15 protein-coding genes are annotated in these 14,245 nt (G+C 59.5%); 3 read left to right on the forward strand and 12 right to left on the reverse strand.

Annotation, left to right across the window (positions count from 1 at the left end; all coding sequences use genetic code 11):
• Nucleotides 1-68: 68 nt before the first annotated feature.
• Nucleotides 69-1,706, forward strand: a complete 1,638-nt coding sequence (gene pgi / locus JAO29_RS13590; RefSeq protein ID WP_334268772.1) for a glucose-6-phosphate isomerase — start codon at nt 69-71, stop codon at nt 1,704-1,706.
• Between the two features lie 111 nt (nt 1,707-1,817).
• Here the strand turns inward: pgi and JAO29_RS13595 are convergent, their stop codons facing one another.
• The 7 genes from JAO29_RS13595 to JAO29_RS13625 all read right to left on the reverse strand — a co-directional run bounded on the left by JAO29_RS13595 (nt 1,818) and on the right by JAO29_RS13625 (nt 6,824).
• A complete protein-coding gene (locus JAO29_RS13595) occupies nt 1,818-2,249 on the reverse strand; it encodes a DUF1801 domain-containing protein (RefSeq protein WP_334268773.1) in 432 nt (143 codons plus the stop codon).
• Complete coding sequence (locus tag JAO29_RS13600; protein WP_334268774.1) at nt 2,246-2,737, reverse strand: DoxX family protein; 492 nt, start codon at nt 2,735-2,737, stop codon at nt 2,246-2,248. Before JAO29_RS13600 ends, JAO29_RS13595 begins: the two co-directional genes overlap by 4 nt.
• Nucleotides 2,734-3,165: an SRPBCC family protein gene (locus JAO29_RS13605; protein ID WP_334268775.1), complete on the reverse strand. Its 432-nt coding sequence runs from the start codon at nt 3,163-3,165 to the stop codon at nt 2,734-2,736. The genes JAO29_RS13600 and JAO29_RS13605 overlap by 4 nt, the downstream gene beginning before the upstream one ends.
• The gene (locus tag JAO29_RS13610) at nt 3,162-3,488 is read right to left on the reverse strand and encodes an ArsR/SmtB family transcription factor (RefSeq protein WP_334268776.1); all 327 of its coding nucleotides are present in this window, start codon (nt 3,486-3,488) and stop codon (nt 3,162-3,164) included. The genes JAO29_RS13605 and JAO29_RS13610 overlap by 4 nt, the downstream gene beginning before the upstream one ends.
• Before the next feature lie 92 nt (nt 3,489-3,580).
• Nucleotides 3,581-5,119 carry a hypothetical protein gene (locus JAO29_RS13615; protein WP_334268777.1) on the reverse strand — a complete coding sequence of 513 codons (1,539 nt, stop codon included), beginning with the start codon at nt 5,117-5,119 and terminating at the stop codon, nt 3,581-3,583.
• A gap of 89 nt (nt 5,120-5,208) precedes the next feature.
• On the reverse strand, nt 5,209-5,889 hold the full coding sequence (locus tag JAO29_RS13620; RefSeq protein ID WP_334268778.1) for a peroxiredoxin family protein: 681 nt from the start codon (nt 5,887-5,889) through the stop codon (nt 5,209-5,211).
• A gap of 14 nt (nt 5,890-5,903) precedes the next feature.
• Nucleotides 5,904-6,824 carry a dienelactone hydrolase family protein gene (locus JAO29_RS13625; RefSeq protein ID WP_334268779.1) on the reverse strand — a complete coding sequence of 307 codons (921 nt, stop codon included), beginning with the start codon at nt 6,822-6,824 and terminating at the stop codon, nt 5,904-5,906.
• Here JAO29_RS13625 and JAO29_RS13630 point away from each other — a divergent pair.
• Nucleotides 6,823-7,488 carry a GNAT family N-acetyltransferase gene (locus JAO29_RS13630; protein ID WP_334268780.1) on the forward strand — a complete coding sequence of 222 codons (666 nt, stop codon included), beginning with the start codon at nt 6,823-6,825 and terminating at the stop codon, nt 7,486-7,488. The genes JAO29_RS13625 and JAO29_RS13630 overlap by 2 nt on opposite strands.
• Before the next feature lie 3 nt (nt 7,489-7,491).
• Here the strand turns inward: JAO29_RS13630 and JAO29_RS13635 are convergent, their stop codons facing one another.
• Nucleotides 7,492-9,069 (reverse strand): alpha-L-fucosidase, encoded by a 1,578-nt coding sequence (locus JAO29_RS13635; protein WP_334268781.1) that lies wholly within the window; start codon nt 9,067-9,069, stop codon nt 7,492-7,494.
• Nucleotides 9,070-9,187: 118 nt separating this feature from the next.
• Between JAO29_RS13635 and JAO29_RS13640 the strand changes: the two genes are divergently transcribed.
• The gene (locus JAO29_RS13640; RefSeq protein WP_334268782.1) at nt 9,188-10,720 is read left to right on the forward strand and encodes a helicase HerA-like C-terminal domain-containing protein; all 1,533 of its coding nucleotides are present in this window, start codon (nt 9,188-9,190) and stop codon (nt 10,718-10,720) included.
• Nucleotides 10,721-10,774: 54 nt separating this feature from the next.
• Here JAO29_RS13640 and JAO29_RS13645 read toward each other — a convergent pair whose 3' ends face one another.
• The 4 genes from JAO29_RS13645 to JAO29_RS13660 form a co-directional block, all read right to left on the reverse strand.
• Nucleotides 10,775-10,918: a DUF3309 family protein gene (locus tag JAO29_RS13645; protein WP_162401628.1), complete on the reverse strand. Its 144-nt coding sequence runs from the start codon at nt 10,916-10,918 to the stop codon at nt 10,775-10,777.
• A 106-nt stretch (nt 10,919-11,024) separates the two neighbouring features.
• Entirely contained in the window at nt 11,025-12,395 is a 1,371-nt protein-coding gene (locus JAO29_RS13650; RefSeq protein ID WP_334268783.1) for an alpha-L-fucosidase, read from the reverse strand.
• A 10-nt stretch (nt 12,396-12,405) separates the two neighbouring features.
• Entirely contained in the window at nt 12,406-13,584 is a 1,179-nt protein-coding gene (locus JAO29_RS13655) for a GGDEF domain-containing protein (protein ID WP_334268784.1), read from the reverse strand.
• Between the two features lie 152 nt (nt 13,585-13,736).
• Nucleotides 13,737-14,120: a group III truncated hemoglobin gene (locus JAO29_RS13660; protein ID WP_334268785.1), complete on the reverse strand. Its 384-nt coding sequence runs from the start codon at nt 14,118-14,120 to the stop codon at nt 13,737-13,739.
• Between the last annotated feature and the right edge of the window lie 125 nt (nt 14,121-14,245).

The following is a 14,245-nucleotide window of genomic DNA, read 5'->3' on the forward strand; positions in this document are numbered from 1 at the left end:
TCCCTTTGGGTTCCCCGGACATCACAGTCAAGAAAGAACTATTTAACGGAAGAGGAGAAACAAAAGGCATGCCTACGGCAACCAAGCACACATCTCTCGTCGACAGCCCGGCCTGGAAGGCTTTGAAGGCGCACTCGGAACAGATTCGCGGAAGGCACCTGCGTGAGTTGTTTGCGGAGGACTCATCCCGGGGGGAGCGTCTGACGGCGGAGGCTGAAGGGCTGTTTCTGGACTACTCGAAGAATCGCGTGACGGACGAGACTCTGAAGCTGCTGGTGCAGCTGGCCGAGGACGCAGGGCTGAAGGCGAAGACCGAGGCGATGTTCACGGGCGAGAAGATCAACATCACGGAGAACCGCGCGGTGCTGCATGTGGCGCTGCGTGCTCCGAAGAGCGAGTCGATCAAGGTGGACGGCGAGGATGTTGTGCCGGCTGTTCACGAGGTTCTCGACAAGATGGCCGGATTTGCCGAGAAGATTCGCTCCGGTGAGTGGAAGGGCCACACGGGCAAGCGCATCAAGAATGTCGTGAACATAGGCATCGGAGGCTCGGACCTCGGACCAGTGATGGCTTACGAGGCGCTGAAGCACTATTCGCAGAGGGACCTGACGTTCCGGTTTGTGTCTAACGTGGACGGCACGGATTTTGCGGAGGCGGTGCAGGATCTGAATGCGGACGAGACGCTGTTCCTGGTGGCTTCGAAGACGTTCACGACGCTGGAGACGATGACGAATGCGCACACGGCGAGAGACTGGGCGCTGAAGTCGCTGGGGGATGAGAAGGCGGTGGCGAAGCACTTTGTCGCGATCTCGACCAACGCGAAGGAGGTCGCGAAGTTCGGGATCGACACGGCGAACATGTTCGGCTTCTGGGACTGGGTCGGCGGACGCTACTCGATGGATTCGGCGATCGGGCTTTCGACGATGATCGCGATCGGGCCGAAGAACTTCCGCGAGATGCTGGACGGATTCCATGCAATGGATGTGCACTTCCGGACGACGCCGGTCGAGAAGAACCTTCCGGCGCTAATGGGCCTGCTGAGCGTCTGGTATACGGAGTTCTTTGACGCGCAGACGCAGGCGGTGCTGCCTTACGAACAGTATCTGAAGCGCTTTCCGGCGTACCTGCAGCAGCTGACGATGGAGTCCAACGGCAAGCACGTGACTCTGGACGGATCGACGGTCGACTACCAGACGGGGCTGATTTACTGGGGCGAACCCGGAACTAACGGGCAGCACTCGTTCTACCAGTTGATCCATCAGGGTACCCGGCTGATTCCATGCGACTTTATCGGCTTTTACAAGTCGCTGAATCCTCTCGGTCGGCACCATGACATGCTGATGGCCAATGTGTTCGCGCAGGCTGAGGCACTGGCCTTTGGGAAGACGGCAGAGCAGGTGAAGGCTGAAGGGACGCCTGACTGGCTGGTTCCGCATCGCGTCTTCGAAGGCAACCGTCCTTCGAATACGATTCTTGCCGACGCGCTGACCCCGGCGGTGCTGGGTAAGCTGGTGGCGTTGTATGAGCATGCCGTGTTTACGCAGGGCGTGGTGTGGGATATCGACTCGTTCGATCAGTGGGGCGTGGAGCTGGGTAAGGTGCTGGCGACGAAGATCCTGGGCGAGCTGGAATCGAAGGAACAACCAAAGCTGGAGCATGACAGCTCGACGACGCGTTTGATTGAGCTGTATCGCAAGAATAAGTAAGCCGTGAGCGTTGCCCGGTGAAAGGTTCTGCGGAGCAGGGGGAACCTTCCACCGGGCTTTCTTCTGCGCCCGGCAAAATGGCGGGAATCTGAGAGGAGGCTAACCGGTGCGCTAGCTGCTTGCGCGCCGGGGCTTCGGCTTGTCCTTGGCCTTGCTATCGAGTTTCTCGAGGTTGAGCGCCACTGCAGCGCGGATGAGATCCTTCAAGGCCGCCTCATTGATCTTCTCGCCCTCGTGGATGTCGATGGCGCGCCTGACGTTTCCTTCCAGGCTGGAGTTGAAGAGACCGGAGGGATCCTCCAATGCAGCTCCCTTGGCAAACGTCATCTTCACCAGGTTCTTGTAGGTTTCTCCGGTACAGACGATGCCGCCATGGGAGAAGACGGGTGTTCCCATCCACTTCCATTCCTCGATGATTTCAGGGTCTGCGGCATGGATGATTGCGCGGACGTTCGCAAGCGTCTTCCCGCGCCAGTCGGCGAGTTCGTTGATCTTCGCATCGATGAATGCAGAAGCAGATTGCGTCGTAACGGCACTTTTCATGTGTGTCTCCGCGGCTCGCAGCTATCTTCAGTGCGCTCAGCATAGCCGGCCGCGCGAGCCTGGAGCCGGCGAAAGAAGAAGTATGACAGCACCCACAGAACCCCGGTCCCCGCCGCCCATCCCCATGCCTGGACCCCATCGCCTGCGGCGAAGTGCGCGATCAGGGCAGAGACGAGCGTGATGGCGAAGCCGGCGTAGGCCCACTCCTTGAGCCGCGCGGGAACCATGGGGATGAGAAGGGCGGCCACGCCCGCCAGCTTGGCCCACGAGAGCTCAACGCGGAACCAGGCTGGAAAGCCGAGGTGACTGAAAGCCTCGGCGACCTGAGGGAGTCGAAGCTGGGCATAGGCAGTGAAGCTCATCTGCAGCGCAAAGAGTGCCGTAGAGATCCAGAAGCCAAGGACCAGCCCTATGGGAACGGTCGTCCCACCAGATAGCTTCGTTCTGTTGAGCGGTTCGCAGGATTCGATCATGCTGTTGGCCGTCATTCCTGGCCTCCGCCGAGCACCCGCTCCAGCTTATCGAAGAACTTCTGCCAGCCATATTTGGCGCCGCCGTAGGCCTGCTGCTGATCGGGACGGAAGCCTGAATGTTCCATGCGGACATGGGTGCCGCCCTCGGTTGGAGTAAGGGTCCAAAGCACGACGGAGTCAAGCCCCAAAGCACCCCAGCTGTAGGAGAGCTGTTTGAGGGGATCGACGACGAGAACCTCGCAGTCGACGAGACCATTCCAGTTGGGCACGGGTTCGGAACGGAACTGGAACTTTCGTCCAACCACTGGCTCGAAGTCGTTGTTGAGGAGCCATTGCGCGAGGAGCGGGCTCTCGGTGAGTGCGCGCCACAGTTTTTCCGGCGAGTGAGGGAATACCCTCTCGATCACAAGGGTGCGTGTAGTCTCTGCTGCTGGATTGCTCATTCTTCCATCCTTTCCAAGAGAGTTTCGAGACGATCAAACCGGTCGCGCCAGAATGCACCGTAGTGATGCAGCCAATCCACCATCGGGGCCAGCGCATCGGGCTGCACTCGATAGTGAGTCTCGCGTCCATCGCGACGATGCCGCACCAGCTTTGCCCGCTTCAACACGGTGAGGTGCTTGGAGACGGCGGGCTGAGACACGCCCGCAAAATGGGTCAGGGCATGGACGGTCTGTTCGCCGTGCCGGGTCAGCTCCTCGAAGATGGCTCTGCGAGTCGGGTCGGCGAGGGCGCGGAAGACGTTATTGGGGTCGGCCTGCTTCACGAGAAAACCATAACCGTATGGCTATGGTTTGGTCAAGAGGAAAGCGGCTTGATTTCTCGGAGGGGAGTGCAGCTGGCTGGTGGTTTTTCGTCCTAGCGCAGCTGGAGCATGACGGCGGTATGGGCAGGGATGGTGATGGTCTCGCCGGAAGAGGCTTTGCTGGTCCGGATGGATTTGCTTCCGTGGGAGATATGGGTTTCGTTCTGATCGAGTGCGTTGCCGCTGAGGACTTCAACGATCTCGGCTGCTGGTGCGGTGAGGGTGAGGTCCTGGGTGGCGTCCTTGTTGAGAACGGCGACGAGCACCTTACCGTTCTTCTGACGCGCGGCGTAGGCGGTGGCGTTGACGGTGCCGGGATTGAAGTCCAGGGGGAGCATGGTGGTTCCGGAGAAGCGGGCGGCGAACTTCATACCGTAGCCGACGGGCTCGAGGAGGTATTTGTTGTTGAGCTTGCCATTGACGCCGGAGCCGGCGAGTGTGCCTTCGTTGGCGATGGGGGTGTAGAAGGGCTTGGGATGGGGAGCGCTGGGATCCTTCATGAGCTGCTCGCCACGCAAGGAACCTCCGACAGAGACGGCCTGGGCGTGTCCGCTGCCACCGTGAAGGTTTACGCCGCAGTAGCCCAGGGACATCAGCTCGAAGAGGTAGTCCGCACCCCAGAGCGCGGCGGCGTAGACGTCGCTGAGACCGGGCTTTCCGCCTTGATAGACGGTATTGCCTTCGGTCATGCGGAAGGGGACTCCCATCTTCGTCGCAGCCTCCCGGGCGAGAGCGGCCTTTTTTGCGACGGCGGGACTGGGCTGCAGCAGGCGCTCGATGTTGACCTTCGGACTGGCGGGAGGCCCGCCCCAGTAGTAGTGATGCGAAAGGGTAGTGACGTTTGGCTTGTCGGCGAGGGAAGACCACTGATCGGCAATTTTAGGAAGCCAGGAGACGTCGGAGGCGACGTCGGGCATGCCGAACTTCGCTCCGGGAACGGCCTTCTGGATGGCAAGGGCGAGTGGAATCCACTCCTTAAGGTACTGATCGACGCCCCAGGTCTTCGGGTCACGGAGGTGGCGGTTGAACAGGTCAACCTCGTTGCCGAGCTGGAAGTACTGAAGGCGCGAGCCGAGTGTCTGGGCGACGAACTGAGCCTCGGGAATATCAGCCTTGGTGGTCCCAAAGCCTAGGTTGAGTCCGTAGATGCAGGTCCAGCCGGTGGCCTTGAGAAAGCCATCCAGATTGCGGATGGCGTCGGGTGTGATGGAGAAGATGGTAGAGGGAGGAGGCTCGCCGTTGTCGGCTTTGCCGCGCGTGCGAACGGGAGCCTGGCTGGAGTCGGTGGCCTTCCACCAGCCGAATTCGCTGGTGTTGCCGCCGAGACGGAGAACTCCTCGAGGACTGATTGCCTTGAACTGAGCGATGAGGCTGGAGTTCTTCGGGGAGAAGAAGGACGGGTCTTCGAGTTGCATGGCCTCGTATGAGAGGCCGATGAAGTCTTGGGGGACGGTTACCGTCGGTGCGCCCGTGCCCAGCTTGAGAGTGGATGGGGTCTGGGCGAAGAGCGAGGTGGGACGAAGCGCAACCGCAGCCAGTGCGAGTGAGGCGTCATGAAGGAAGCGGCGGCGCGGATAAGAAAGCGTAGTCATCGAAGATGACTATACCAGCGAACTCGACCAGTGAACTCGCGCTGGATAGGCGTTTAGCGAGGAACGGTGAGGGGTGCCGAGCAAGTCTACTACCCTGCGGAGTCGAGTGCAGCCAGAACGTCGACCGGCTCGGGGCGCACGCGGAAGTCTGCGTGCGCCTCAGCGAAGGTGATGATGTTCTGCCGGTTGATGACGAAGGTGGCGGGCAGGGGAAGGCGCCAGCTCTCCTCGGTTGCGGTCTGGTAGTTGAGTCCCGCGTTGTTGAAGGGGATATTGACGAGAATGGACTGGTAGTAGCTACGCTGCTCGGGTGTGACGGTGTAGGCGATTCCGAACTGCTCGGCGACCTTGCAGTCGGCATCGGTGAGCAGGGGGAAGGGCAGGCCGTGCTGGTCGAGCATGAAGGCATTCTGGCGAGGAGCCTGAGGTGAGACAGCAACCAGAAGAGCGCCGCGCCTGCGAAGCTCGGCGCTGAGATCGCGCCAGGTCTCGAGCTCGGTGACGCAGTAAGGACACCATCGGCCACGGAAGAACTTGAGAACGACAGGACCGAGAGGAATGAGGTCCGTCGATTGCACGGGTTTACCCGTACGAGCATCGGGCAGGGAGAACGATGGAGCCTCGGAGCCGGGTTTGAGAATGCGATCTTCAATCCCGGTCGCGAAGAGCTCGGCTACGGTTCTCTCGGAGAAGGCGAGACGTTCGGGCTGGACGAGGGCACGAGTGTTCTGGGTGATGCGATCGAGCTCGTCCTGGAGGGATGTATTCAATGAGGCAGCCACCCCTACATTATCGCAGCCACTTCGGCTGGATGGCACGAGGCCTGCGGTGTGGCTGGTTTTGTGGCGTGCGCGCTCTGGTGAACGGATGCGGGCCGTACTGACGAACTCGACGAACCGGGCATCGATTTGAGCAGGGAGGTGAGACGTGAGAAGGCTCGATCCCGCGCTGTTTTGTTGGCGGGATTGTTGTTCGCGGGGTCCTCTCCGGCCCGCATGAAACCGTGGCCTGCACCGTCGTAGGTGACAGGCTCAAACTTCTTTTTTGCGGCCTTCATTGCGGCGACGGTCGCGGGAAGAGTAGCTCCGATACGTGCATCGTTGCCAGCATAGAAACCGTAGACGGGGGCCGTGATGGCGGAGAGATCGGAAGGCGGAGGGCCGTAGAAGACGAAGGCGGCCGACAGATCTTTGCGATGCGTCGCGAACGCGAAGGACTTTCCGCCACCCCAGCAGAAGCCGACCGAGGCGAGGGTTCCGTTGGCGGCAGGGAGTCTGCGGCCGTAGTCTGCGGCTGCATCCAGGTCTGCGTTGACCACACTGGGATCAAGGCCGGAGACGGCCTTGGTGATGGCGTCCGTTCCCGAGTAGGAATCGGTGCCGCCGCCGCCGGGACCGGAGCCGGAGAGAAGGTCGGGAGCGATGACGATGTAACCGGCGCCGGCAAGTTCGTCTGCCATCTCTTTTGCCCAGTCGGAGAGGCCAAAGATCTCGTGAATGAGGATGACGACGGGAGCTTTGTGGCTGACCTCCGGGTAGACCACGAAGGCCTGCAGGGAACGATCGTCGTGTTTGAGTGTCACGTATTCACGGTGACGAGGGGAGGCATCCAGGCGTGCTTTTGCCCAGTCCTGAGCGAATGCAGGGGCGGGCGCGGTGAAGGTGGCTACAAGCAGGGCGAGCAGAGCAAGCAGAGGACGTCGCATGGCAGGAGTTTATGCCCGGGATGATGTTGGGGACAATGCAGAAGATGTAAAAGTGCTGTCAGGGAATGGCAGGAGGGGAGAAACCGAGGCTCTTATACTTCTGTGTATGGCGAAGTTCGATCTGCGGGTGGCAAGCGAGGAAGATCTGCCGAGGATTCGCGAGCTCATCGAGGCTTCTGTGCGGGGCCTGCAGACGGGAGACTATACCGCGGCACAGATTGAGGCGTCGTTAAAGACAGTCTTCACGACCGATAGTCAGCTGATTGCCGACGGGACCTATTTCGTGGCGAGCACGGAAGAGGGTGAGATTGCCGGGTGCGGTGGATGGAGCCGGCGAAAGACTCTCTACGGTGGAGACCACCAGATGGAAAGGATAGAGCCGGAGCTGCTGGATCCGGCGGTTGATGCAGCGAAGGTCCGGGCGATCTTCGTGCATCCGAGATTCGCAAGGATGGGCCTCGGAGGCCTGATCCTGAAAGCTGCAGAGCAGGCCGCCGCGGATGCGGGATTCCGCAGGTTCGAGATGGGAAGCACGCTGACGGGAGTGGCGTTGTACTCGCTGAAGGGATATCGCGAGATGGAGCGCGTCCAGGTTCCGGTCGGAGACGGTGAGCAGATCGAAGTGGTCCGGATGATCAAGCATGTGGAGGATCGCCGGTTCTGATCGTCAGCTCGCGGTGGTCGTCAGCTTAAGGGCGAAGCCGATATCGGCGGTGGCGGGCTTTGCGGAAGGAAGCGTGACCCTCAGTGCTTCGGGCTGCTGGCTGAACTTGAGATTTTGATCGTGCCCGAGAATCTGTACGCGGGTGATCTTCGCTGCGTGAGGGCTTCTGGTTCCGAGAGAGGGGACGACGGCCTGTTCCTTCGGCCATCCCTGAACGAACGCATAGATGGTTGGGCCTTTGGTGGTGAAACGAATGTCGGAGGCGGTCAGGTCAGGCTTCTTGCCTTCGTTGGGGTCGAACTCCTTGCCGTTTTTCCGGATGACGACCCTGGTGGAAGGTCCTTCGCCGTAGATCTTCCATGGACGGCTGTCATAGATGCCTTCGCTGTTCACCTGCATCCAGGCGGTGATGCCGGAGAGCGTGACGAGCTCATCGGCGTCGAGTTCTCCTGAGTTGGGCAGGGGAAAGTTGAGCATGAGATTTCCGTTTTTGCTGACGATGTCGACCAGCAGATCGATGACTTTTTTGGCGGACTTGTACTTGATGCCACGCTTGTAATGCCACTGTCCGATGCAGGTGTCGGTCTGCCAGGGGTGGGGTGCGATGTCGTCGAGCACGCCGCGTTCGCGGTCGAGGGCGCAGGTTCCGGTGGTGCAGTCGCTCGCGGTCTTGCTGGTGTAGACGGCCTCGACGTTGCCGCCGTGCCTGGAGGCGCTGACGTTGTAGAGCTCTGCGACCGTCGAATATCCGTACTCCTCGAACGGAATTCCGCCGTCTGTGTAGAGCAGATCGGGCTGGTGCTGGTCGATGAGGTCCTTGATGCGGTTGAAGTAGCGCAGCTTCCACCGGTCTGGAGCGACCCGGCCCATGGCCTGCGCGGTCTTCGCGAAGTCCTTCGGTTCGTCCGAGTAGTCGTGATAGAGGTCGGAGTAGGCAGGCAGTGTGCCGTCGTAAGGAACGCCGGCGAGCGGCCCGGAAGAGTCGCTGGTGTGTGCGGGGGCGAGCCAGTCGAAGGAGTTGGAGAGATGTTCGGAGACGCCGAACTTCAGGCCGCGCTTGCGGGCGGCGATCTTCCACAAGCCGACGATGTCTCGCCTGGGACCGATCGCTACGGAGTTCCAGCGCGGCTGATATCGGGAGTTCCACATGTCGTAGTTGTCGTGGTGGACTCCCATGGAAAGGAAGTAGCGAGCGCCAGCTTTGACGTAGAGGTCCATCAGGTGTTCGGGGTCCCAGCGCTCGGCCTTGAACTTCGGGACGAGATCTTTGTAACCGACTTTGGAGGGATGGCCGTAGGTCTTTACGTGATATTCATACTGCGGAGAGCCCTGCATATACATATTGCGGGCGTACCAGTCTCCGTCTTCGACGCCAGACTGGGGACCCCAGTGAGACCATATTCCGAACTTGGCGTTCCCGAACCAGGCGGGGATCCGGTAGGCGGTCAGCGAGTCGCGTGTGCCTTTGAAGGGACCGGATGTCAGCGGTAGCGAGGCGGCAAATGCTATCGAGGGCCGCATCGCCAGCAGGGGAACAGTGGAGGAGAGGAGTTTGAGAGTCTGGCGTCGAGTGAATTTCATTTTTGAGATCGGCCCTGGAGGAGATCGTTTTGTCAGCACCACTCTAGTTGCGGTCCGGAAGATGCGCAAGGATGCGTTATTGTGAGAGTGTTCAAAGCGCGGCGAAGGAGCAATACAGATGATTGAGATGCCGATGATTGCAAAGGGTGCGGAGGAGCTTTATCTGTTGCCCGTAATGTCGAATCGCCACGGTTTGGTAGCGGGTGCGACGGGAACCGGAAAGACCGTTACCCTGCAGGTGATGGCGGAGAGGCTGAGCGCTATCGGCGTGCCGGTATTTGCTGCGGACGTGAAGGGCGATCTGTCCGGCATAAGCCAGCCCGGCAAGAGCTCGCCGAAGTTCGACGAGCGGGTGAAGGCGATGGGACTGGGCGAGTGGACGTTTTCCGGCGCACCCGTGGTCTTCTGGGACGTCTTTGGCCAGGAGGGGCATCCGGTGCGGGCTACGGTCAGTGAGATGGGGCCGCTGCTGATGAGCCGCATCCTCAACCTGAACGATACGCAGACTGGAGTTCTGACGCTGGTCTTCAAGATTGCGGACGACAACGGGCTTCTTCTGCTCGACATGAAAGATCTGCAGGCGATGCTGAGGCATGTCTCGGAGAACGCGAAGGAGTACCAGAGCAGCTACGGCAATATCTCCGCCGCGAGTATTGGAGCGATCCAGCGCGGACTGGTCGCGCTGGGACAGCAGGGAGGCGATCAGTTCTTCGGCGAACCGGCGCTCAACATCGAGGACCTGCTGCAGACCGATGGCAACGGCCACGGTGTGGTGAACATCCTGGCGGCAGATAAGCTGCTGCAGTCGCCGCAACTGTATGCCACCTTCCTGTTGTGGCTGATGAGTGAACTGTTCGAGAAGCTGCCCGAGGTCGGCGACCCCGAAAAGCCGAAGCTGGTCTTCTTCTTCGATGAGGCGCATCTGCTGTTCAACGATCTGCCGGCGGTGCTGCAATCGCGGATTGAGCAGGTCGTCCGGTTGATTCGCTCCAAAGGTGTTGGGGTATTCTTTGTGACTCAAAATCCCATCGACGTTCCAGACACGGTTTTGGGACAGCTGGGCAATCGTGTGCAGCATGCGCTGAGAGCGTTCTCTCCCAAAGACCAGAAGGCCGTCAAGGCGGCTGCGCAGACGTTTCGTGCGAATCCGAAGCTGAATGTGGAAGAGGTCATCACCCAGATGGGTGTGGGAGAGGCGCTGGTTTCTTTCCTGGATGAGAAGGGGATTCCGGGCGTGGTGGAGCGGGCGATGATCTCTCCTCCGCACAGCCAGATCGGTCCGATTACACCGGAACAGCGAGCGGCGATCATCAAGTCATCTGTCGTCGCGGGGGTTTACGAGACGCCTGTCGATCGCGAGTCGGCTTACGAGAAGCTGAAGGACAAGGTGGCTGCTTCGCCGTCGGCCTCAGCGCCGGCCTCTGCCGGAGCCCAAGCCGGAACGGCAGCACAAAGCGGTGGATGGCTCGAAGAGGCCGGTTCTATTCTGGGAGGCGTGCTGGGTACAGGGGGCGGCTCGCGTCGCGGGGACACGGTTGTTCAGGCGATGGTCAAGAGTGCGGCGCGAACGATGGGAAGCACGGTAGGCAGGCAGATCGTGCGAGGAGTTTTGGGGTCCCTTCTGGGAGGGACGACCAGCCGAAGGCGTTAAGCGGATGAGACCTGCTTTCTTTGAAGAAAGCAGGTCTCATCCGGCAGGTCTGGTTTAGATGACCTTTAGCAAAAGAAGAATGAGCACAATGGTGAGAATGAGGCTGAGGCCTCCGCCACCGTAATAGCCCAGGCCGGGTCCCATGCGATATCCGCCAAAACCGAACAGCAAAATCAGAATGATAAGCAGGAGGATCATTGTCTTTATCGTTCTCCCTATAAAAATGCGTTACAAGAGGTACGATGCAGAATCTTCGCTTCGCGGAGAGGAAAAGCCGATTATTTAGTTACACCTATGGTGTCCTTTACCTGGCACGGGGTGTGTCGGATCTGGCGCCGTTGTAGAGCTGAAATTCTCGAACGCCTGCCGAACCTACTGTGGAGAGCAGGTTAAGACGAACCCGTTGTGTCGTGACGGAGGGGAAGAGGTCAATTTTCTTGTGCCCAATGGCGTAAGCATGCGTCAACGTCTTCCACGCCCCGTTCTGCCAGGCCTCGACGCTGTACTCCTGAACGCGCTGGCCGTCGTTGAGCCACTCCATTGTGACCGAGCGGTCGAAGGTTACGGGCTTGTCGAAGTGCAGCTCAAGCGTGGCATGCCGTTCAGGAGCCGACCAGAAGGTCGATGGATCATTGTCGGTAGCGGCAGAGGCAGGCGTATTGGAAGTGTGTAGCGCCTTGACGGCGAGATTGTCGCTATAGATCTGCTTCAAGGCCTCGCCAAACTCATGGAGGCGTGCGACGTCAGCCTCGGGCATGCGGCCTGTATTGTCCGGCGCCAGACCGAGCATCAGCTGTGCACCGCGACCGACGGTCTTGGTGTAGATGTCCAGCAGCTCCTCGACCGACAGCAGGGAAGACTCGTCGTTGGGATGCCAGAACCAATGAAGCTTGCGCAGAGGAGTGTCAGCTTCAACAGGTCGCCAACGCAGATAGCCTGTGCGATCGATCACGTTCCAGTTTTCATAAGGCACCGTACCGCTCTCGGAGCCGACCCAGCGGATATCGGCATTCTTGTAGAGCGCCACATCGGCGAAGACGAGGGTGTTGGGCTGGTAGGTGCGAAGCTCCTGCACGATCTTGTCGAAGTCGTAGGTGCGACCTTCAGATCCGGCGCCGTCGAGCCAGAACTCGGTGAGTGGGCCATAGTGGCTCGCCAGCTCCGTGAGTTGCGACAGATAGTACCTGTCGTATGCCTTCGGGTCTGGGTAGCGCGAATCGTGACGGTCCCAGGGAGAGAGATAGATGCCAAAGCCGAGTCCTGCCTTGTGAGCGGAGTCGGAGGCGAGACGAACGAGATCGCCTTTGCCATTGAGCCACGGGCTGGATTTCACGGAATAGTCCGTGTGAGCGCTCGGGAAGAGCGCGAACCCATCATGATGCTTCGCGACCAGGACTGCGTATTTCGCCCCGGCTGCCTTTGCTGCCGCCATCCACTGGTCGGTGTCGACATGCGCGGGATTGAAGACCGATGGAGAGGCTGTTCCGTCGCCCCACTCTCGATTGAGGAAGGTGTTGGTCGAGAAGTGGAAGATGACACCGATCTCCAAATCCTGCCACTCAAGTTGAGCCGGGCCTGGTTTGATTTCAGGGAAGCTCTGGGCGGGGAGATAGGCTGTTGCGGCAAACAGAAGGGACAGGTTGAGCCAGGCAGCTAGTAGATTTCGCGAACGCATGGAACTCAGATTATCCCAATGCAGTTCGCCCTGTGAGTCCTATGGTGTCAGCCGAGGGGGAGGTCCACGCGGCGGATTGCCTGCTGAGCGCGGCGCTTCGCGTAAGCTTCTCTTCGTACAGATGCTTGTCGCATCGCATGGAAAGCTGTTCCCAGTCTTCGACGTCTGGCTCAAGTTCAGCGAGGCCGAAGCTGGCGGAGACACGAGTATGGAAGGAGCCGTGAACGATCTCCGTGTGCTTCACCGAGTGACGAAGGCATTCGATGATTTCAATGGCCTCGCTCAGAGGCGTATTTGGAAGGAGGATCGCAAACTCGTCTCCGCCGATGCGCGCGAGCAGATCGCCGGGGCGGATGCCGTTCCGCAGACATGCGGCGATGGTTATGAGGGTGGCGTCCCCACAATGATGTCCGAAGGTGTCGTTGACTCGCTTGAAATCGTCGAGATCGACGACGATGGCAGAGAGTGGCTGGTGATCCCGTTTGCAGAGGAGGATGCGTTTCCCGGCGGCGATCTCGATTCCGCGGCGGTTAAGGGCACCGGTAAGCGGATCGGTGATCGCCTGCGCCTCGAGTCTGCCGCGGAGCCTAGCGGCGGTCAACCAGATGTATGTGACCATGGCTCCCCATTGGAGGCAGGTGTTGACGAGGAGAATCCAGACGAGGAAGGGCCCGGCATTTAGATAATTGTCTGGAGCGCCGTGTAAGAGAATACCGAGAATCCGCACCGAGTTGCTGATTACGAGAGCGCCGACCATCACTGCCATGGACATGCTTGGGATCCTAAGGGCAGGCTCATGGTTGCGTAAAAGCAGGAGGACGGTATGAGACTGCTGGAGACCGAGAATGAGGCTGTAGGCGATCAGACGTTTGCCGGTGTCAGGTTGAATCCAGCCATATTCCAGCATCGCAATTGTTGCGAGGAGCAGAAGAGCTACCTGGAAAGACGAGTGAGAGCCCTCGAGTCCGAAGAAGTCATGCAGAGACTGGTAGAGGCAAGCATAACCTACGACCACCAGCAGGGTTCCGCCAAGAATAGACACGGGCGCGGGAATCTGACCCCGCAGAGCGATTGCTATGGCTCCCGAAAGAAGAAAGAGACTATACAGGCAGAACCAGTTGACCCCCTTTGTCTCTCTGTATAGCCAGGAGTTGGCCAGAGTGAGGAGGGTATATAACGCAAGAAGCACAGTGTGCTCAACGTGCAGCGTGTGAAGGTCCAAGTTTTTACCCCGGAGTCTTGCTGCTGCAATTCTATGACACGAGCCAATGATTCCGTTGAAAAACCTGTTATCCATTGAAACCAGAGGTAATGGGCCGGGTATTTCCATCTCTAGCAAAGCTAGAGGGGCAGAGTGTCTCTTGCATCTCGCTGAAGAGCGATGCCTGCTTTGAAGTTCTCCGCTATCCGCATCGCCTTAAGAATCGCGGTCTCGGCACCAGGTTCCGGCAGAACTTCCTTCGCGGTTTCTGTAAAGAGTTGGAGCCAGCGCTCGAAGTGCTCTGGATCGAGCGGAAGCTGGAGATGGGTCATCATGGGATCGCCTTTGTAGCGACCCGTGGTAAGCAGGATGGTCGACCAGAAATCCTTGAGGGTAGCAAGATGGTGCGGCCAATCACCGACGATGGCATTGAAGATGGGGCCAATGTCAGGGTCGCGGCGGACCTTTGCGTAGAAGGCCTCGACGAGCGTCGATATCTGGGTTTCGGTGATCTTTGGATCCATAGTCATAATCCTATTCAGGATAGATGTTCGTGCACCGGCTCCGATCGCGGCCATCGGCAGAAATTGGGCATGGGGTCGTCATGACTGAAGTCGCGACCGCCGATCACGGATAGCATCATCGAGGA

This window comes from Edaphobacter sp. HDX4 (assembly GCF_036877565.1).
Taxonomy (GTDB): domain Bacteria; phylum Acidobacteriota; class Terriglobia; order Terriglobales; family Acidobacteriaceae; genus Edaphobacter.